Annotated in this window: 14 protein-coding genes; 7 read left to right on the top strand and 7 right to left on the bottom strand. The window is 51.1% G+C overall.

Annotated features, from left to right (window positions below):
* The first annotated feature begins 226 nt into the window (after positions 1–226).
* Complete coding sequence (locus tag OH773_RS14710; RefSeq protein WP_270139524.1) at positions 227–1,882, top strand: ATP-dependent endonuclease; 1,656 nt, start codon at positions 227–229, stop codon at positions 1,880–1,882.
* 13 nt (positions 1,883–1,895) lie between these two features.
* Here OH773_RS14710 and OH773_RS14705 read toward each other — a convergent pair whose 3' ends face one another.
* The gene (locus tag OH773_RS14705; protein ID WP_270139523.1) at positions 1,896–2,843 is read right to left on the bottom strand and encodes a VirK/YbjX family protein; all 948 of its coding nucleotides are present in this window, start codon (positions 2,841–2,843) and stop codon (positions 1,896–1,898) included.
* 140 nt (positions 2,844–2,983) lie between these two features.
* Here OH773_RS14705 and macA point away from each other — a divergent pair, with 140 nt between their 5' ends.
* Complete coding sequence (gene macA / locus OH773_RS14700) at positions 2,984–4,099, top strand: macrolide transporter subunit MacA (RefSeq protein ID WP_270139522.1); 1,116 nt, start codon at positions 2,984–2,986, stop codon at positions 4,097–4,099.
* On the top strand, positions 4,096–6,042 hold the full coding sequence (gene macB / locus OH773_RS14695; RefSeq protein WP_270139521.1) for a macrolide ABC transporter ATP-binding protein/permease MacB: 1,947 nt from the start codon (positions 4,096–4,098) through the stop codon (positions 6,040–6,042). Before macA ends, macB begins: the two co-directional genes overlap by 4 nt.
* Before the next feature lie 90 nt (positions 6,043–6,132).
* Here macB and cspD read toward each other — a convergent pair whose 3' ends face one another.
* Positions 6,133–6,360: a cold shock-like protein CspD gene (gene cspD, locus OH773_RS14690; protein WP_183270896.1), complete on the bottom strand. Its 228-nt coding sequence runs from the start codon at positions 6,358–6,360 to the stop codon at positions 6,133–6,135.
* Between the two features lie 324 nt (positions 6,361–6,684).
* On the opposite strand from cspD, the gene clpS reads away from it, so the two are divergent.
* Together clpS and clpA are read left to right on the top strand one after the other, a co-directional pair.
* Positions 6,685–7,005 (top strand): ATP-dependent Clp protease adapter ClpS, encoded by a 321-nt coding sequence (clpS, locus tag OH773_RS14685; RefSeq protein ID WP_034456405.1) that lies wholly within the window; start codon positions 6,685–6,687, stop codon positions 7,003–7,005.
* Between the two features lie 27 nt (positions 7,006–7,032).
* Positions 7,033–9,306, top strand: a complete 2,274-nt coding sequence (gene clpA, locus OH773_RS14680) for an ATP-dependent Clp protease ATP-binding subunit ClpA (RefSeq protein WP_270139520.1) — start codon at positions 7,033–7,035, stop codon at positions 9,304–9,306.
* A gap of 99 nt (positions 9,307–9,405) precedes the next feature.
* Here the strand turns inward: clpA and infA are convergent, their stop codons facing one another.
* From infA to trxB, 5 genes are all read right to left on the bottom strand, one after another.
* Positions 9,406–9,624, bottom strand: coding sequence for a translation initiation factor IF-1 (gene infA / locus OH773_RS14675; RefSeq protein ID WP_002211347.1), 219 nt, complete (start codon positions 9,622–9,624; stop codon positions 9,406–9,408).
* Between the two features lie 291 nt (positions 9,625–9,915).
* Positions 9,916–10,608 carry a leucyl/phenylalanyl-tRNA--protein transferase gene (aat, locus tag OH773_RS14665; protein ID WP_270139519.1) on the bottom strand — a complete coding sequence of 231 codons (693 nt, stop codon included), beginning with the start codon at positions 10,606–10,608 and terminating at the stop codon, positions 9,916–9,918.
* 53 nt (positions 10,609–10,661) lie between these two features.
* A complete protein-coding gene (gene cydC / locus OH773_RS14660; RefSeq protein WP_270139518.1) occupies positions 10,662–12,383 on the bottom strand; it encodes a heme ABC transporter ATP-binding protein/permease CydC in 1,722 nt (573 codons plus the stop codon).
* On the bottom strand, positions 12,383–14,149 hold the full coding sequence (cydD, locus tag OH773_RS14655) for a heme ABC transporter permease/ATP-binding protein CydD (RefSeq protein WP_270139517.1): 1,767 nt from the start codon (positions 14,147–14,149) through the stop codon (positions 12,383–12,385). The genes cydC and cydD overlap by 1 nt, the downstream gene beginning before the upstream one ends.
* A gap of 208 nt (positions 14,150–14,357) precedes the next feature.
* The gene (gene trxB / locus OH773_RS14650) at positions 14,358–15,326 is read right to left on the bottom strand and encodes a thioredoxin-disulfide reductase (RefSeq protein WP_183270891.1); all 969 of its coding nucleotides are present in this window, start codon (positions 15,324–15,326) and stop codon (positions 14,358–14,360) included.
* Between the two features lie 501 nt (positions 15,327–15,827).
* Between trxB and lrp the strand changes: the two genes are divergently transcribed.
* Entirely contained in the window at positions 15,828–16,322 is a 495-nt protein-coding gene (gene lrp, locus OH773_RS14645) for a leucine-responsive transcriptional regulator Lrp (protein ID WP_000228469.1), read from the top strand.
* 121 nt (positions 16,323–16,443) lie between these two features.
* Complete coding sequence (locus OH773_RS14640) at positions 16,444–20,196, top strand: DNA translocase FtsK 4TM domain-containing protein (protein WP_270139514.1); 3,753 nt, start codon at positions 16,444–16,446, stop codon at positions 20,194–20,196.
* Positions 20,197–20,202 lie beyond the last annotated feature (6 nt).

Here is a 20,202-nt window from a genome sequence, read left to right as displayed (position 1 = left end):
TGCGCACTTTTATGTAGATGGGTTTTTTAAATAATTAAGAATCTTCTCGCATTGATAGCATTTTATGTTAATCAGACAAATAATTGAGAGAAAATACAGCTTGAGTCATTTTTATTATTCGTGAGCTTAGAATGGGAAGTGCGCTCTAGCCCTAACTCCCGCTATACTCGAGTGATATAGCCGGGTGCAGACAGATTAAGGAAAGCATCAACAATCTGGAGGGATTATGTTTCTAGAACAGGTGGAAATTGTCGGATTCAGAGGGATTAACCGTCTTTCGCTAATGCTTGAGCAAAACAATGTGCTGATTGGTGAAAACGCATGGGGTAAATCCAGTCTGTTAGATGCATTGACGCTATTGTTGTCTCCACACCAAACGCTCTATCACTTCCAGCGAGATGATTTCTATTTCCCGCCAGGTGATGTTCAGGGCCGGGAGCATCATTTACATATTGTTCTGACCTTTCGGGAAACGGCACCAGGCCATCATCTTGGGCGACGTTACCGCTCGCTTGCGCCGGTCTGGATTGAAGGTGAGGGTGGTTTTCATCGCATTATGTATCGCCTGGTCGGCGAACTCGCGCAAGATGGCTCTATTCTGACGCTGCGAAGCTTCCTCGATGAAAAAGGTCATGTTATCGAACTGGATGACATCGACAATTTAGCGCAGCAAATTATCCGCCTTAATCCCGTGTTACGTCTGCGCGATGCGCGTTTTATGCGCCGCTTACGTAACGACACGATTCCCACCATGCCAGAAACCGAAATGACCGCTCGCCAGCTCGATTTCCTGGCGCGTGAACTTGTCTCGCGCCCGCAAAATCTCACTGATGCGCAGTTGCGGCAAGGGTTATCGGCTATGGTGCAGCTGCTTGAGCACTATTTTTCTGAGCAAGGAGCTCCTGCGCATCAACGTTTGTTGCGTCGTCGCTCGCACGATGAACAACGAAGCTGGCGCTACCTGGATATCATTAACCGCATGATAGACAAACCCAACAGCCGTGCCCATCGCATGATTTTGTTGGGGATGTTCTCTACGCTATTGCAGGCAAAAGGCAGCGTAGCGCTGGACAAAGACGCCCGTCCGCTTTTGCTGGTGGAAGATCCGGAAACACGTCTGCACCCGATCATGTTATCGGTGGCCTGGCATTTGCTAAACCTGCTGCCGCTGCAAAAAATCACCACGACTAATTCTGGCGAGTTGCTATCGCTTACGCCCGTGGAGAACGTTTGCCGGCTGGTGCGTGAATCTTCAAAAGTTGCCGCCTGGCGGCTTGGCCCTGGTGGGATGAATGCAGAAGATAGCCGTCGCATTGCGTTTCATATCCGCTTTAACCGTGCTTCATCGCTGTTTGCGCGTTGTTGGCTGTTAGTTGAGGGGGAAACAGAAGTCTGGGTCATGAACGAGCTGGCACGGCAGTGTGGGCACCATTTCGACGCTGAAGGGGTGAAGGTTATCGAGTTTGCACAATCGGGTCTGCGCCCATTGATTAAGTTCGCCAGGCGAATGGGGATCGAATGGCATGTGCTGGTGGATGGTGATGAAGCGGGAAAGAAATATGCCTCTGTCGTGCGTGGCATTCTGGAAAACGACCGCGATCAGGAACGCGAACATCTCACCGCATTGCCTGCGATGGATATGGAACATTTTATGTATCGTCAGGGGTTTTCGGATGTTTTCCATCGGGTGGCTCAAATCCCCGAAAACGTGCCAATGAATATGCGCCGGATTATTGTGAAAGCCATCCATCGCTCATCCAAACCCGATTTAGCCATTGAAGTGGCAATGGAAGCGGGAAGACGGGGAGTAGACGCTATACCCTCGCTGCTGCGGAAAATGTTTTCGAGGGTATTATGGCTGGCGCGTGGCCGGGCGGATTAGCCCGGCTGTTGGCTTAAAGATGGCTCTCAATTTGTTCCATCATCTCATCTAATAAACTATAGCGGCGGCGATACTCAGCGCGTTTTTTGCTGGCGATCTCTTCGATAGGTTTACGAGCTATGCCCAGTGGCAGTTCATAGTAACCTTCAGGCATTAATTCGCCGCTCATCGACTCCCAGAAACTATCGTAATCGGCATGGATTTTGCCTTTTTTCTTTTTGGCATAACGCCATGAGCGATAGATATGTGCGCTGTTACTCACTGCCAGAATTTGGCTGACCCCGAAATGACGAGCCAGCAGGCAGGTTGCTTCCAGCACCAACCGTTTTGGGAATAATCCATGGCATGCCTTGGTGGCACACTGAATAGCCTCATGAGGCACCCATGATTTTGCTCCCTGCAACCCCCCAATAAACAAGGTGGATTGACTCTGCAACTGGCACAGCGTGAAGGTTAATTCTGCGAGGACTTTTCCTTCATGGTCGGTAAATACGACCGTCGCTTCACCTTCTTTATCAAGATTGGCAATCGAGCATAAATCAAGATGGTAGAAGTTCTCATCTTTACCCGTTATTGTTGCCAAACGTGCGCCTTCAAGTGAGTAATGTTGTATTAACAAGCGTTCCGGTAGTGCGTGTGTCAGGGCGTCATAGTGGAAAGACAATGCATCAACCGCTGCCTTACCGTTAAAGTTTGCCGTTAAATAGGGACGATGAACCCGGCAAGGTAAGCCTGGTTGCGCCGTCAGCAGCTTTTCTAACAGCGGCTGATGCGATAATTCGCTCAATAAGCGTGCGGTGGAAAGCGGGTTAGCCAGTGACCGTAGGACAAATTTCCGGCGGTATGTCGGGTTCCGCCATGCGCTTCCTGGCGCCCATTGTCCCTTTGCTAAAGAAAGAAACAACTGCCAGCCATTGAGTTGAGGTGTTGATCTGAATTCGTTTTCGGCAATTGATGTCATGATTGAAACCGGGTTGAGAAACAGTGGGTTAATTTCACCATGTGTTCATTCAACGAACGTTCAATCGCGACCAGGCTGAAAAGGGTTTGCGACTTTTGTTGATACTTTATTTAAATAGTCCGTCTGCTTGCAGGATACTTATGAGATTCAAGGGAAAAATAAAAAAACGTTACTGGATTCTGGGCCTGCTGGTAGTGCTGTTGGCCGCCTGGTTATGGAAATTTATGAACACGCCAGCGCCGGTTTATCAGACCATGATTGTGCGCAAAGGTGAGCTGCAGCAAAGCGTGCTGGCGACCGGGAAGTTGGATGCGCTGCGTAAGGTCGATGTCGGCGCGCAGGTCAGTGGGCAGTTGAAAACGCTGTCGGTGAATATCGGCGATAAAGTGAAAAAAGACCAACTGTTGGGGGTTATTGACCCCGAACAGGCACAAAACCAAATCAAAGAAGTTGAAGCGACGTTAATGGAGCTACGTGCTCAGCGTCGCCAGGCCGTGGCGCAGGCTAAACTCGCTCAAGTGACGTTAAATCGCCAACGTGCACTGGCAAAAACCCAGGCTGTATCGCAACAAGACCTTGACACTGCGGTGACCGATCTTGAAGTCCGGCAGGCACAGATCGGCACTATTGATGCGCAAATTAAACGCAATCAGGCCTCTTTAGATACCGCCAAAACCAACCTCGATTACACGCAGATTGTTGCGCCAATGGCGGGGGAAGTCACCGAAATCACGACCAAACAAGGCCAGACGGTGATTGCCGCGCAGCAAGCGCCAAACATTCTGACGCTTGCCGATCTGGGGACGATGCTGGTGAAGGCGCAAGTTTCTGAAGCGGATGTGATTCATCTTAAACCCGGCCAAAAAGCCTGGTTCACGGTGCTGGGTGATCCGTTAACACGTTATGAAGGGTTGCTCATCGATATTTTGCCCACGCCGGTAAAAGTGAACGATGCGATTTTCTATAACGCACGTTTTGAAGTCCCGAACCCACAAGGGGTGTTGCGACTGGAAATGACCGCGCAAGTTCATATCCAGTTGGGGGGCGTGAAAGATGTGCTGACTATTCCCCTGGCGGCGCTGGGCGAGCCGGTTGGCGATAACCGTTACAAAGTGTCGGTGTTACGCAACGGCGAAACCCGTGATCGTGAAATTACTATCGGCATGCGTAACGACACTCAGGTGCAAATTGCAACGGGTCTTACCGAGGGTGAAGAAGTGGTTATCGGTAAGACCACTGCCGGGAGCGCACCATGACGGCACTGCTTGAGCTGCGGGATATTCGCCGTAGCTATCCGTCCGGAGACGAGCAAGTTGAGGTGCTAAAAGGCATTAACATCACCATTGAAGTTGGTGAAATGGTGGCGATTGTTGGAGCCTCAGGCTCAGGCAAATCAACGCTGATGAATATTCTCGGCTGCCTCGATAAACCCAGCAGCGGCAGCTATAAAGTCGCCGGGCAAGATGTGGCGTTGCTCGATAGCGACGCTCTTGCCACTTTGCGCCGTGAACACTTTGGTTTTATCTTCCAGCGCTATCATTTGCTCTCGCATCTCAATGCCACGCAAAACGTGGAAGTGCCAGCCGTCTATGCCGGAACGGCGCGCGTTTACCGTCAACAGCGTGCACGTGCTTTGTTGATGCGTCTGGGGCTTGCTGAACGCGTCGATTATCTGCCTTCACAACTTTCCGGGGGTCAGCAACAGCGGGTGAGTATCGCACGTGCGCTGATGAATGGCGGGCAGGTGATTCTTGCCGATGAACCGACCGGTGCGCTGGATAGCCATTCAGGTGAAGAGGTGATGGCAACGCTTAAGCAACTGTGCAAGCAGGGCCATACGGTCATCATTGTGACGCACGATCCTTCTATTGCCGCGCAGGCACAGCGCGTGATTGAAATTCGTGACGGCGAAATAATCAGTAATCCTCCGCCGATCGCGCTGCAATCCGCTGCGCAAAAAGAGGTGAAAATCCAGCCGACTTACTCGGCATTTCAGCAAACCATAAGCAGTTTTCGTGAAGCCTTTACCATGGCGTGGTTGGCTTTGGCGGCGAATAAAATGCGTACGCTGTTGACCATGTTGGGGATAATCATTGGTATCGCGTCGGTAGTGTCGATAGTGATCGTTGGCGATGCGGCAAAACAGATGGTGTTGCAGGACATTCGCTCCATTGGTACCAACACCATTGATGTCTACCCTGGCAAAGATTTCGGCGATGACGATCCTCAGTATCAGCAGGCACTGAAATACGACGATCTGGTGGCAATCAGCCAGCAACCGTGGGTCCGTTCAGCTACACCTTCACTTTCAAGCAATTTGCGTGTGCGCTATGGCAACGTAGATGCTGCCGCGAGTGTAAACGGGGTCAGCAGCCAGTATTTCAACGTTTACGGTATGACTTTTAGCGAAGGTAACACCTTTAACGAGGAGCAACTGGCTGGCCGTGCGCAAGTGGTGGTGCTCGACAGCAATACCAAACGTCAACTGTTCCCTGATAAAGCCAATGTGGTCGGTGAAATTGTGTTGGTCGGTAATATGCCTGCAACCGTGATTGGTGTGGCGCAAGAGAAGCAGTCGATGTTTGGTAGCAGTAAGATCCTGCGGGTCTGGTTGCCGTATAACACCATGGCTAGCCGGGTGATGGGGCAAAGCTGGCTGAACTCCATCACGGTGCGTGTTAACGAGGGCTATAACAGCCATGAAGCCGAGTTGCAGCTCAATCGTTTGTTGCAGCTACGTCACGGTAAGAAAGATTTCTTCACCTACAATATGGATGGCCTGTTGAAAACGGCAGAAAAGACCACACGTACTCTTCAGCTGTTCCTGACATTGGTGGCGGTCATCTCGTTACTGGTCGGCGGTATTGGCGTGATGAATATCATGCTGGTGTCGGTCACGGAACGCACCAAAGAGATCGGTATCCGCATGGCGGTTGGGGCAAGAGCTGGTGATGTCCTGCAACAGTTTTTGATAGAGGCGGTATTGGTATGTTTGGTAGGAGGCGCGTTAGGGATATCGCTTTCGCTATTAATTGCCTTCACTCTACAATTGGTATTGCCCGGCTGGGAAATTGGTTTTTCACCCATGGCGTTGCTCACGGCTTTTGCCTGTTCGACCGCGACGGGAATTATTTTTGGTTGGCTACCCGCGAGAAATGCCGCAAGACTGAACCCTATTGATGCGCTTGCGCGTGAATAATTTTCATCTGAGGTATTACTTTTGGTTATAAAAATGCCAGCTGATGGGCTGGCATTTTGACCTTGGGATGTACACAATGAAACAAAAGGGTCAGGCGACCGCTGCTGCTTCGAGTTCCAGAGGCACGATCAAACTAGCGTGATTACCTTTTGGCCCCTGATGTACATCAAACCTGACAATTTGTCCGGCTTTTAGCGTTCTGTAACCATCCATCTGAATGGTGGAGTAATGTGCGAATATATCTTCGCCGCCGCCTTCAGGGCAGATAAAACCGAACCCTTTGGCGTTATTGAACCATTTAACAGTACCCGTCTCCATGCTTCTACATCCTTCGTAAATCTTATAAGTGAGATGGAATGAACCGGTGGGATGAGGGTGGGCTGTTCAAAACCTCACCAACTCACGCTTGTACAATGTAGATAATTTAACCATGTCGTCAAGCGTTGCACGGGGGGGCACGAGCGAAAATGAATCAAAAATTTGAAGCAGTTAACGCTATTGTGATTAATGTGACAGAACTCTCGATTGCGAATAGCTGTCCCTTTTGAACACGATGAGTCACGTTAACTGAAAGCGTATTACACTCAACCTATGGGCTTCGCCTTAATGACAATGGGCGATTAAACATGATGACGATTTGCAATGGGTAAGACGAACGATTGGTTGGATTTTGACCAGCTGGTGGGTGACAAACTGCGCGAAGCGCTGAAACCACCCTCGATGTATAAAGTTATGTTAATGAACGATGACTACACGCCGATGGAATTTGTTATTGACGTGCTGCAAAAGTTCTTTTCTTATGATGTAGAACGTGCAACGCAATTGATGCTCACTGTGCACTATCAGGGTAAAGCTATCTGTGGCATTTTTACTGCAGAAGTAGCGGAAACCAAAGTCGCGTTAGTGAACCAGTATGCAAGGGAGCATGAGCATCCGTTGCTGTGTACGCTAGAAAAAGCCTGAAGAAGGCAAAATTTGGGGGAGGTGCCTATGCTCAATCAAGAACTGGAACTCAGTTTAAACATGGCTTTCGCCAGAGCGCGCGAGCACCGACATGAGTTTATGACTGTCGAGCACCTGTTGCTGGCTTTGCTCAGCAACCCGTCAGCTCGCGAAGCGCTGGAAGCGTGTAGCGTAGATCTGGTGGCGCTACGGCAGGAACTCGAGGCCTTCATCGAACAAACCACACCGGTTCTGCCAGCCAGTGAAGAAGAGCGTGATACTCAACCTACGCTCAGCTTCCAGCGCGTGCTGCAACGTGCGGTGTTCCACGTCCAGTCTTCTGGTCGCAGTGAAGTGACTGGCGCAAACGTGCTGGTCGCCATCTTCAGCGAGCAGGAATCTCAGGCAGCGTATCTGCTACGTAAACATGAAGTCAGCCGCCTTGACGTGGTCAACTTCATCTCTCACGGTACACGTAAAGACGAACCTAACCAGGCACCGGGTGCAGAAAATCCGGTCAATGAAGAGCAAGCAGGCGGGGAGGAACGTATGGAAAACTTCACCACCAATCTCAACCAGCTTGCACGTGTGGGAGGGATAGATCCGCTGATTGGCCGCGAGAAAGAGCTTGAGCGCGCCATTCAGGTTCTGTGCCGTCGCCGTAAAAACAACCCGCTGTTAGTGGGGGAATCCGGTGTAGGTAAAACGGCTATTGCTGAAGGGCTGGCCTGGCGTATTGTGCAGGGCGATGTTCCTGAAGTGATTGCTGATTGCACCATTTACTCGCTGGATATCGGCTCGTTGCTGGCGGGCACGAAATACCGTGGTGACTTTGAAAAACGTTTCAAAGCGCTGCTCAAACAACTCGAGCAGGATCAAAATAGCATCCTGTTTATTGATGAAATTCATACCATTATTGGTGCCGGTGCTGCATCTGGTGGTCAGGTTGATGCTGCAAACTTGATTAAACCGCTGCTGTCGAGTGGCAAGATCCGTGTGATCGGTTCAACGACGTACCAGGAGTTCAGCAATATCTTCGAAAAAGACCGTGCTCTGGCACGTCGCTTCCAGAAGATTGATATTACTGAGCCAAGCGTCGAAGAAACGGTTCAGATTATTAACGGCCTGAAACCGAAATACGAAGCGCACCATGACGTGCGGTATACCGCGAAAGCGATTCGTGCGGCGGTAGAACTGGCGGTGAAATATATCAACGATCGTCATCTGCCAGATAAAGCGATTGATGTTATCGACGAAGCGGGTGCGCGTAGCCGCCTGATGCCGGTGAGCAAACGTAAGAAAACGGTCAATGTCTCCGATATTGAAACTGTGGTTGCACGTATTGCGCGCATCCCAGAAAAGAGTGTTTCAGCAAGCGATCGCGATACGCTGAGAAGCCTTGATGATCGTCTGAAAATGCTGGTGTTTGGTCAGGATAAAGCCATTGAGGCCTTAACCGAAGCCATCAAAATGAGCCGTGCTGGATTGGGACACGATCACAAACCTGTAGGCTCATTCCTGTTTGCCGGGCCAACGGGCGTGGGTAAAACAGAAGTCACCGTGCAGCTGGCTAAATCGCTAGGCATTGAGTTGTTACGTTTTGATATGTCGGAATACATGGAACGCCATACGGTGAGCCGTTTGATTGGTGCACCTCCGGGTTACGTTGGGTTCGACCAGGGCGGCCTGTTGACGGATGCAGTGATTAAACATCCTCACTCCGTGCTGCTGCTTGATGAAATCGAGAAAGCTCACCCGGATGTCTTTAACCTGTTATTGCAGGTGATGGACAACGGCACGCTGACCGATAACAACGGGCGCAAGGCTGATTTCCGTAACGTGATTCTGGTGATGACCACCAACGCCGGTGTGCGTGAAACTGAGCGTAAGTCTATTGGCCTGATTCGTCAGGACAACAGCACTGATGCGATGGAAGAGATCAAGAAGATCTTTACTCCAGAATTCCGCAACCGTCTGGACAACATCATTTGGTTCAACCATCTGTCTACAGAGGTGATCCACCAGGTGGTCGACAAGTTTATTGTCGAGCTTCAGGTGCAGTTGGATCAAAAAGGTGTGTCACTTGAAGTGAGCCAGGAAGCCCGCGATTGGCTGGCAGAAAAAGGCTACGACCGTGCAATGGGCGCGCGTCCAATGACTCGTGTTATTCAGGATAACCTGAAGAAACCGCTCGCTAACGAACTGCTGTTTGGTTCACTGGTCGATGGTGGGCAAGTGACGGTCGCACTGGATAAAGAAAATCAGAAACTGATTTATAACTTCCATGGCGCTCAGAAACATAAACCGGAAACGGCACATTAATTCATTCGTGTTGCCATAAAAAAAGGCCAGGTTAATAACCTGGCCTTTTATTTTATAAGGCTTTTCATCGCAGCCTGAGAGCTGCGGAACTAAAAACTATTAACGACTACGGAAGACAATGCGGCCTTTGCTCAGGTCGTACGGGGTCAGCTCTACAGTGACTTTGTCACCCGTCAGGATGCGGATATAGTTTTTACGCATTTTACCGGAGATATGAGCGGTTACCACGTGCCCGTTTTCCAGCTCAACGCGGAACATGGTGTTAGGTAACGTATCTAGAACGGTACCCTGCATTTCAATATTGTCTTCTTTGGCCATCTAATCCTCGAGGGTATCACTACCATAGTTTTGAACCGGCAAGATAATGCCCAAGTTCACGTATCATGTAAAGAATTGTTGGTGAAATCACCAGCGAAAGTGCAATTTGCGCATTACCCAAGACCCACTCGAAATTCGCACAATTGGTGCTTACGAAGAAGGCTGCGAAGAGATAAACGATGGGTTGTCCCTGTTAAAGCTAATCCCATACAACGGCGGGGTAATGAGCAGAGCTCACTCTGCGCGGCTAATTATAACACTCTTAACCGTAATGTGCCGTAAACATTATCGTCACGACAGGATTTGTGGTACCCAGCAATAGGATGCGAGCTGAAGTGCGCGAAATTTAGACAGGTGCTCCAGATATTCCCGGCGGGGAATTTCTATCGCCCCCAGAGATGCGGTATGGGCGTTAAGCACCTGGCAATCAATGAGCTTGCCGCTATAACTCAAAAAGTGTTGGCAGAATACCAGCAGGGCAGTTTTAGAGGCGTTTTCTCGGCGGCTAAACATGGATTCGCCGCAAAACAATGCGCCTTGCGCCACGCCGTACATTCCCCCTACCAGTTCATTATCTTCCCAAACTTCAACCGAATGGGCGTGTCCTAGTTCATGAAGCCGTTTATAGGCGTCAATGATGTCAGGGGTAATCCAGGTACCTTCATCGCGATCGTCAGCACATTCGCTAATAACACGTTCGAAAGTATGGTTTAGCGTCACCCGATACGGGGAGTTTCGATGGAATCTCTTCATGCTGCGGCTTAGGTGAAAGCGCTCAGGATAAAGAACCGCTCGCGGATCGGGCGACCACCATAAAATGGGGTCGCCAGGAGAGAACCACGGAAAGATGCCGCGCTGATAGGCCATCAACAAACGGGCGGGACTTAAATCGCCCCCTAGCGCCAGTAACCCATTAGGCTCACGCAACGCACCTTCCGGTGAAGGAAAGGCAATTGAGTCACGAGAAAGCTGAATAAGGCGCATGACTTCTTAACTCCAGGGAGCAATAAATATTGATAATAGACCAATTACACAGCCTACAAACGCTGATGGAAATGATAATAACGCCCACCGCTCGCCATTAAATCGGCGTGAGTACCATGCTCAATAATTTGTCCATTGTCCATCACAATTATGCTGTCGAAATTAGCCAATCCGCGCAGGCGATGGGTCACCATCAATACCGTTTTCTCTTTGGTGACTTCAGTCAGTAAATCAAGAATCTGGCGCTCAGTTTCCGCATCTAAACCTTCGGTTGGTTCGTCCAGTAAGAACAGCGGGGCGTCATGCAGTAAAGCACGCGCAATAGCTAAACGGCGCAGTTCCCCACCTGAAAGTTGGCGGCCACCTTCACCCAACCAGCTATTCAGTCCGGCATCGTCCAGCAACTTCTCAAGGCCAACTCGTGTCAGGACGCGACTCAAATCTTCATCGCTGGCCTGTGGCGCGGCAAGCAGCAAGTTGTCGCGTAATGTGGCACTGAACAAATGTACGCGTTGCGATACCACACTGGTGGCGGAGCGTAACGCAGTTTCATCAAACTGGCTTAGCGTTTCACCATTGAGACGGATCTCGCCTTGCTGGCATTCCCACGCGCGGGTTAACAACTGAAGTAATGTCGATTTCCCACAGCCGGTACGCCCCAAAATAGCAACGTGTTGGCCCGCCTCAACCTTGAGTGAGATACCGCTTAGCGCCATTTGAGATTGCTCAGGATAGGCGAAGCTAAGATTGTTAATTTCCAGAGCCACGCTCTCAGGTACGGCATGAGGTTGATGAGTGAAAATGACTTCTGGTTTTTGGCTGGTGATTTCAGTTACGCGCAGTGCGGAGGCGATAACCTGGCCAAGATGCTGAAAAGCTCCAGTGACAGGTGCTAGCGCTTCGAACGCGGCCAGCGCACAGAACACGAACAGTGCAATGAGCGCGCCCGGCGTGGTATTTCCACCTACGCTTTCGGCTGCCATCCATAACATCAGTATGACGGCCATACCGCTGATCAGTAGCATTATGGCTTGCGACAGAGCGGTGAGCTCGGCCTGGCGACGCTGTCCTTCTTGCCAGTGATCTTCCGTTTTATCCAGTTGCTCACGATAACGTTGGGAGGCGCCGAAAATGGTGAGCTCTGCATGGCCTTGCAGCCAGGCGGTGAGTTGCTGACGATATTGCCCACGTTGAACAGTAATCGCCTCACCGGTTGATTTTCCAGCGTAATAAAAAATGGGTGGAAGCAATACTAAAGTCGCCAGTAAAACGGCACCGAGTGTGAGAGCCAATCGCACATCCAGCCAGCTCAGACCCAATGTCACCACCACAATCACCACAAACGCGCCAACCATCGGTGAAATCACGCGCAGATAAAGGTGATCCAGAGTATCGACATCCGCAACCAGACGGTTGAGTAATTCGCCCTGGCGAAAACGTGCCAGACCAGCAGGGGAGAGGGGGAGCAGTTTGCTAAATGTGGAAACACGTAAATGCTGAAGGACACGGAATGTCGCATCGTGGCTGACCAGACGCTCAAAATAACGTCCCGCAGTACGGGTAATTGCCCCGCCACGTACACCTGCAGCGGGAAGCATATAGTTGAAACTATAAATGCCAGCAACGCCGACAACCGCCGAAGCCGAGAGGAACCAGCCAGATAAAGTCAGCAGCCCAATGCTGGCCAGCAGGGTAATAATCGCTAACACTACGCCAAGCATCAGAAGCCATTTATGACGGCAATAAAGTGCCAGATACGGGAGTAAAGCACGCATCAGATCTCCTCCTGGCGGTGAGCCAGTAACGTAGCAAACGGGCCTTCCTGTGCGGCAAGCGTGGCGAAATCCCCTTGTTGCACGATACGACCTTCGCGCATTACCCAAACCTCGTCCCAGTCGTTGATGTAATCCAATTGATGGGTCACCATTAATGTCGTTTGCAGACGGGACGCGCTGCTCAACGCATCCATGACACGCTGTTCACTGTGAGCGTCCAGACTTGCCGCGGGCTCATCCAGCAGCAGCAATCCGCATGGCACCAACAACGCACGCGCAACGGCAACCCGTTGTGCCTGGCCGACGGACAAACGTGCAGCGGCTTCGCCCAGCGGTGTATCAACCCCTTGTGGTAACAACGGGAGGAACTCATTGACAGAGGCTTTGGCCAGTGCGGCATTCAGCTGGTCAGCACTGGCATCTGGTGCGGCTAATAGCACATTTTCGCGGATTGTCGGGGCAGGGAGCTGCGGGTTTTGCCCAACCCAGCTCAACTGCTCACGCCACCATTTCGAATCCAGCGCTGAAAGCTCAACACCGTTGATCAGCACCTGACCTTGATACGGTAAAAAACCAGACAACACATTGAGTAGCGAACTTTTACCTGCCCCGCTTTGCCCGACCAGCACTACGCGTCTTCCGGCTGAAAGGGTGAAGTTCAGTGGTCCCGCAAGAATTTTATCTTCGGTTGAAAGAATGACTAAATCACGGGCTTCAATGCAGATTGGCTCGTTATTGTTGAATTTTGCTGTGCCTTGCGTACGTTGCTGCAATGGCGAGTCAAGGAATGTCATCAGGCTATCGGCAGCACCTACCGCCTGCGCTTTTGCATGATAAAAGGTGCCCAGATCGCGCAGAGGTTGGAAAAACTCAGGGGCCAGGATCAGGGCGAGGAAACCGGCAAAAAGCGTCACGCCGGTGCTGTAGTGGCCAAAGTTTAGCTCGCCAAGATAAGAGAAACCGAAGTAAACCGCGACCAGTGCGATGGATAAAGAGGCGAAGAACTCCAGTACGCCGGAAGACAGGAACGCAAGGCGTAGCACTTCCATCGTGCGCTGGCGGAAGTCCTGGGAAGCGGCACGGATATTCTCCGTTTCAGCAGCGCCTCGGTTAAACAAACGCAATGTTTCCATGCCACGAAGACGGTCAAGGAAATGCCCGCTCAGACGCGCAAGCGCCTGGAAGTTACGACGGTTAGCATCTGCCGCGCCCATACCCACCATCGCCATAAACAGCGGGATCAGCGGTGCGGTGCAGAGCAAAATCAGGGCTGCAACCCAGTTAGACGGGAAAATAGCGATGAGAACCAGCACGGGTACGATTACCGCAAGCGACATTTGCGGTAGATAGCGAGCGTAGTAATCGTGCATATCCTCGATTTGTTCCAGCACAAGTGTTGCCCAACTGCCGACAGGTTTTCCCTGAATCCAGGCTGGGCCCGCTTGATGCACGCGATCGAGCACTTTTCGGCGAATTTCCTGGCGAATGTGCAATCCTGCGTAAAAACCGACTTTTTCACGTAGCCACACGACCCACGCGCGCAAGACAAAAATCAGAATCAGGATAATGAAAAGCAATAGCAGGGCTTCACGGGGGATATTATCCATGATCATGTGCTGCAACATTCTGGCTAACAGCCAGGCTTGAGCAACAATCAAAAGCCCACTGACCAGTCCCAAAACACGGGAAAGCCCTAACCAGCGGCGGGAGATAATGCTTTGTTGTTTTAGCCAGCGGCTAAGTTCTTGTTGACGGGTTTTATTCATGGGTTGCCAGTGCAGGTTGATATCCCCTTCATACTTCAAGCAGCAGGTGCGTTGGCTTCACTTATTTGCCACATTCTTGCAACTCGAATTATTTTGGGTATGAATTATCAGGCAAAAATTGCGGGCAATGTTACAACGCAGGCAAAAGAAAGGCGACCAATTCAGTCGCCTTTACGTATCTTCAAACTGCCGCTCAGGACTGAGGAAGTTACTTATTCTGTTCGGCTAATCCATCCAGGTAGCGCTCAGCATCAAGTGCAGCCATGCAGCCCGTGCCCGCAGAGGTGATTGCCTGACGATAGATATGGTCCATCACATCACCTGCAGCAAATACGCCAGGGATGCTGGTTTGTGTGGCATTACCGTGAATACCGGACTGTACTTTGATGTAGCCATTTTCCAGCTCAAGCTGATCGGCGAAGATTCCGGTATTTGGACTGTGGCCGATAGCCACAAACAGGCCTGCGACTTCCAGCTCTTCAGTGGTGTCCGTGTTGTGTACATCGCGCAGACGCAGTCCACTCACACCCATCTGATCGCCTGTGACTTCATCCAGAGTACGGTTGGTGTGCAGCACGATGTTGCCGTTCTTCACTTTATCCATCAAACGATTGATCAGAATTTTCTCGGCACGGAAGCTGTCGCGGCGGTGAATCAAATGCACTTCAGAGGCAATGTTTGCCAGATAAAGTGCTTCTTCAACTGCGGTATTACCGCCACCAATGACCGCGACCTTTTGATTGCGATAGAAGAAACCATCACATGTTGCACAGGCAGAAACGCCGCGGCCTTTAAACGCTTCTTCAGAAGGCAAACCCAGATAACGTGCAGAAGCCCCGGTCGCGATGATCAACGCATCACAAGTGTATTCGCCACTGTCGCCCGTCAGACGGAATGGACGATTCTGTAGATCAACCTTCGAGATGTGGTCGAACAGAATTTCTGTTTCGAACTTGGTCGCATGTTCGTGCATGCGTTCCATTAACGCAGGGCCAGTCAGGTCGTTAGGATCACCAGGCCAGTTCTCAACTTCGGTCGTAGTGGTCAACTGGCCACCTTTTTCCATCCCGGTAATCAAAACGGGCTTGAGGTTGGCGCGTGCCGCGTAGACTGCAGCGGTGTAGCCCGCAGGGCCGGAGCCAAGAATTAGCAATTTACTGTGTTTAGCGGTGCCCATGAGATCCTCATTGTTCGTTGGCAGACAATCGAGGGATTGTAGGGAATTTGGCGGGCTAAAAAAAGGGTAGAGGGGCTGTGTTGGCGAATATGTTAACTATATGTGCAATAGCTGTGTTCAATCAGCCGCAGCGAGTGCTGGCAAAGCGCATAAAAATCCATCCAAACAGTCTAAATACTCACCCGGGTAAAGTGATGAATAATCGTCAAGTAGCCCAGATATCCGGCACGTTCCACTAAATTTAGATGTTTTGCTTTGACAATCCGCTAAGCATTTGCGAAAACATTCGAGGAAGAAAAACATTTGGGGCGAGAATTGTAAAATAATCGCGCATACCTGATGCAATTTTACCGGGTTATTGAAATCTACTCATGGCGTGGACAGACGCCATAAGTGATGTCGTTAGCAGCCATTGGGCACCGGTCTTCTCACGTACACCCGGAACATTGACGTTGACCGGGTTATGGCAGGTGAAGGAAGGAACACAGAGAGACTATAATAATGGTAGATAGCAAGAAGCGCCCTGGCAAAGATCTCGACCGCATCGATCGTAACATCCTTAATGAACTACAGAAGGATGGGCGTATTTCCAACGTCGAGCTTTCAAAGCGAGTAGGGCTTTCACCGACCCCGTGCCTCGAGCGCGTGCGTCGTCTGGAACGACAGGGTTTCATCCAGGGCTACACCGCTCTGCTGAACCCGCATTATCTGGATGCATCACTTCTGGTTTTTGTTGAGATTACTCTGAATCGTGGCGCCCCGGATGTGTTTGAGCAATTTAATGCTGCAGTTCAAAAACTTGAAGAAATTCAAGAGTGTCATTTGGTATCCGGTGATTTCGACTATCTGTTGAAAACCCGTGTACCGGATATGTCAGCGTACCGCAAATTATTGGGCGAAACCTTGTTACGACTGCCGGGTGTGAACGATACCCGTACCTATGTGGTCATGGAAGAGGTCAAACAGAGTAATCGTCTGGTTATTAAGACCCGTTAACACGGGCCAGGTGCAAAATCTGCGTATTTTGGTTACACTCCTGGTAATTCATACAGCAACAGTGCCGGGAATGCCCGGCACTGTTGCTCTCCATATTTATTAAGGACCTGGAGAGTCTTACTTGAGCCAGGAATACACCGAAGAAAAAGAAGTTACATTGAGGAAACTCAGCAGCGGGCGTCGGCTATTAGAGGCGTTACTGCTTCTTGTTGCCATTTTTGCCGTCTATTTGATGGCGGCGTTGCTTAGTTTTAATCCTTCAGATCCCAGTTGGTCACAAACCGCATGGCATGAACCTATCCATAATTTGGGAGGGATGCCCGGTGCGTGGTTGGCCGACACGCTATTTTTCATCTTTGGCGTAATGGCCTACACCATTCCGGTGATTATTATCGGTGCGTGTTGGTTCACGTTCCGCAATCGGGATAGCGAAGAGTTTGTCGATTATTTCGCCGTTTCTTTACGTCTTATCGGCGTACTGGCAATGGTGCTGACGGCTTGCGGACTTGCGGCAATTAACGCAGATGACATCTGGTATTTCGCCTCGGGTGGCGTTATCGGGAGTCTGCTGAGCACGGCCATGATGCCTCTGCTTAACAGTAGCGGCGGTACTATCGCGTTGTTATGCGTATGGGCAGCAGGTTTGACCCTGTTTACCGGCTGGTCGTGGGTGAGTATCGCTGAAAAAATTGGTGGCGCGACCTTGAGCGTGCTCACTTTTGCCAGCAACCGTACTCGTCGGGATAACACCTGGCAGGATGATGATTACGACGACGAAGATGAAAAACATGACGAAGAGCACGCACCAGAAGTCGAAAAACGCGAGTCTCGTCGTGCGCGCATTTTACGTGGCGCGTTAGCCCGTAAGCAGCGCATCTCCGAAAAATTTGCCAACCCTAACGCACGTAAAACAGACTCAGCGCTGTTTTCTGGTAAGCGTATGGATGACGACGAAGATGACGTTTTGTTCTCAAACAACAAAGCGACGCCGCCAGAAGATGACGTACTGTTTTCTGGGAATAAAGCCACTTTGCCGGAAAGCGAAGAATACGATCCGCTTTTACACGGGCAGTCGATTGTCGCACCTGTAGCAGCTACAGCGGCCACGGCGATGGCAAATAATCCAGACTATGCCGCCCCGGTTATGCCAATGGCAACGGTACCTCCCGTTACAGCTCATGCTCCAGAAGTAGAACATACGCCTGCTATTGCCTGGGAACCTGCGCCAACCACCGTGACGCCTGATCCCGTGATTGCGCCTGCGCCTGAAAGTTTCCACGCCCCGCGCGAGGCTGAGCAATACATTCCGCAGCAGGTGACAAACCATTGGTCAGAACCGGTCGTTGAACAAGCGCCGCCTGAATCCGCTTACTATGAGCCAGCTCCCGTCGAGCCAACACTTCAACCTGAACCGGTTGAAGAAGTAAAACCGGCAGTTCGCCCACCGATCTACCATTTCGAAGAGGTCGAAGAGCGACGTGCTCGTGAACGGGAGCAACTCGCGGCCTGGTATCAGCCGGTTAATGAACCAAAACCTGATCCTTATGGCTATGATCAAAGCCCTGCATTTACTCAAACTACGTCGACTTCCGCGCCGCGGATTGAAACACCCGCAATGCCACAAGGTGTATTCGATACGACCTCCGTGGTGCCAGCACCTGGTGCTGCTATTCCACAGGAATTAAAAGACGCAGCAAAAGTTGTGGCTGCAGCGTCTGCCTTTAGCCCCGTGTTTAGTATTGCCAGTGATGCGCCGCGCCCTCAAACCAAAGAGGGGATCGGCCCGCAGCTACCACGCCCAAATCGCGTGCGGGTACCGACTCGACGCGAACTTGCTTCCTACGGAATCAAGTTGCCTTCCCAGAGAATGGCTGAAGAGGAAGCTCGTCGTCAGAACGGCATGGATATCGAAGATGACTTTGCTGATGATGCTGAAGATCTGGAACAGCAAGAGCTTGCTCGCCAGTTCGCTGCTCAACAACAGCAACGTTATGGCGAAGAATATGAAGACGACGTTTCGCAACAAGATGAAGATGAGGCTGAGCAGGCTGAATTAGCACGCCAATTTGCGGCGCAACAGCAACAGCGTTACTCGGCGCCAGGGGCGCAATCTCATCAGCAACAGCCAAATAATGTGCCGTTCTCGCTGGATGATTTTGATTTCTCGCCAATGAAAACGCTCGTTAACGATGGGCCTGGTGAACCATTGTTTACCCCGAGCCCGGTTGAAGAACCCGCGCCGGTTAAGCCTGAGCAAAGCTGGCAAACTGCACAGCCGCACAGGACGCCGCCACAGTCCAATGCACCGGTTACAGCACCGCAAATGCAGGAAAGTCTGATCCATCCATTCCTAATGCGAAATGGTGATGATCGTCCGTTGCAGCGTCCTACCACGCCTTTACCGTCGCTAGATTTGCTGACGTCTCCGCCAGTAGAAGTTGAGCCAGTGGATACCTTTGCTTTGGAGCAAATGGCGCGACTGGTGGAAGCTCGCCTTGCGGATTACCGTATTAAAGCAGACGTTGTAGATTACTCTCCAGGCCCCGTCATCACTCGCTTTGAGCTTGACTTAGCGCCAGGCGTGAAAGCTGCACGAATCTCTAACTTGTCTCGCGACCTTGCGCGTTCGTTGTCGACGGTAGCGGTGCGTGTGGTTGAGGTTATTCCGGGTAAACCTTATGTTGGTCTGGAGTTGCCGAACAAAAAACGTCAGACCGTATACCTACGCGAAGTGCTGGATTGCGCCAAGTTCCGTGACAGTGCTTCACCGTTAACGGTGGTGCTGGGCAAAGATATCGGTGGTGAGCCGGTGATTGCCGATCTGGCGAAAATGCCGCACTTGCTGGTTGCAGGTACAACGGGCTCCGGTAAGTCCGTTGGTGTCAACGCCATGATCCTCAGCATGTTGTATAAAGCGACACCGGAAGAAGTCCGCTTTATCATGATCGACCCGAAAATGCTTGAGCTGTCAGTGTACGAAGGGATTCCGCATCTGTTGACCGAAGTCGTTACAGATATGAAAGACGCCGCAAACGCCTTGCGTTGGAGCGTTAATGAAATGGAACGTCGCTACAAACTGATGTCAGCGTTAGGCGTGCGAAATCTGGCGGGCTACAACGAACGTGTGCTGGAAGCAGAGCGCATGGGTCGTCCGATTCCAGATCCATTCTGGAAACCGGGTGACAGCATGGAAGTCTCTCATCCAATGCTTGAGAAATTGCCGTATATCGTTGTATTGGTGGACGAGTTTGCTGACCTGATGATGACGGTTGGCAAGAAAGTTGAAGAGTTGATTGCGCGTCTGGCGCAAAAAGCGCGTGCTGCGGGTATTCACCTTGTACTGGCCACTCAACGTCCATCAGTTGATGTGATTACCGGCCTGATTAAAGCCAACATCCCGACGCGCGTTGCGTTTACCGTATCGAGTAAAATCGACTCCCGCACCATTCTTGATCAGGGTGGCGCTGAGTCACTGCTGGGGATGGGGGACATGCTTTATTCCGGGCCAAACTCGACGCTGCCTGTGCGTGTTCACGGTGCGTTTGTCCGTGACCAGGAAGTCCATGCTGTGGTTCAGGACTGGAAAGCGCGTGGTCGCCCACAATATATCACCGGAATTACCTCGGATAACGAGAGTGAAGGAGGGGCTGGTGGTGGTCTTGACGGAGATGAAGAACTTGATCCGTTATTTGATCAGGCCGTTGCTTTTGTTGTCGAAAAACGTAAAGCCTCTATTTCCGGTGTTCAGCGCCAGTTCCGTATCGGCTACAACCGAGCCGCTCGAATTGTTGAACAAATGGAAGCGCAGGGGATCGTGAGCCCGCAAGGGCATAATGGTAACCGCGAAGTGCTGGCTCCACCGCCATTCGAGTAACCTTGT

This window comes from Buttiauxella sp. WJP83, assembly GCF_027594725.1.
Lineage (GTDB): Bacteria > Pseudomonadota > Gammaproteobacteria > Enterobacterales > Enterobacteriaceae > Buttiauxella > Buttiauxella selenatireducens.
This window is presented reverse-complemented; position numbering and strand designations above follow the sequence as displayed.

What these genes read in the sequence shown, in the direction of transcription:
- cydD (WP_270139517.1), bottom strand. Translation starts at nt 14,149, where the DNA reads ATGAATAAAACCCGTCAACAAGAACTTAGCCGCTGGCTAAAACAACAA.
- cydC (WP_270139518.1), bottom strand. Translation starts at nt 12,383, where the DNA reads ATGCGTGCTTTACTCCCGTATCTGGCACTTTATTGCCGTCATAAATGG.
- clpS (WP_034456405.1), top strand. Translation starts at nt 6,685, where the DNA reads ATGGGTAAGACGAACGATTGGTTGGATTTTGACCAGCTGGTGGGTGAC.
- cspD (WP_183270896.1), bottom strand. Translation starts at nt 6,360, where the DNA reads ATGGAGACGGGTACTGTTAAATGGTTCAATAACGCCAAAGGGTTCGGT.
- infA (WP_002211347.1), bottom strand. Translation starts at nt 9,624, where the DNA reads ATGGCCAAAGAAGACAATATTGAAATGCAGGGTACCGTTCTAGATACG.
- OH773_RS14705 (WP_270139523.1), bottom strand. Translation starts at nt 2,843, where the DNA reads ATGACATCAATTGCCGAAAACGAATTCAGATCAACACCTCAACTCAAT.
- macB (WP_270139521.1), top strand. Translation starts at nt 4,096, where the DNA reads ATGACGGCACTGCTTGAGCTGCGGGATATTCGCCGTAGCTATCCGTCC.
- lrp (WP_000228469.1), top strand. Translation starts at nt 15,828, where the DNA reads ATGGTAGATAGCAAGAAGCGCCCTGGCAAAGATCTCGACCGCATCGAT.
- clpA (WP_270139520.1), top strand. Translation starts at nt 7,033, where the DNA reads ATGCTCAATCAAGAACTGGAACTCAGTTTAAACATGGCTTTCGCCAGA.
- macA (WP_270139522.1), top strand. Translation starts at nt 2,984, where the DNA reads ATGAGATTCAAGGGAAAAATAAAAAAACGTTACTGGATTCTGGGCCTG.
- aat (WP_270139519.1), bottom strand. Translation starts at nt 10,608, where the DNA reads ATGCGCCTTATTCAGCTTTCTCGTGACTCAATTGCCTTTCCTTCACCG.
- trxB (WP_183270891.1), bottom strand. Translation starts at nt 15,326, where the DNA reads ATGGGCACCGCTAAACACAGTAAATTGCTAATTCTTGGCTCCGGCCCT.
- OH773_RS14710 (WP_270139524.1), top strand. Translation starts at nt 227, where the DNA reads ATGTTTCTAGAACAGGTGGAAATTGTCGGATTCAGAGGGATTAACCGT.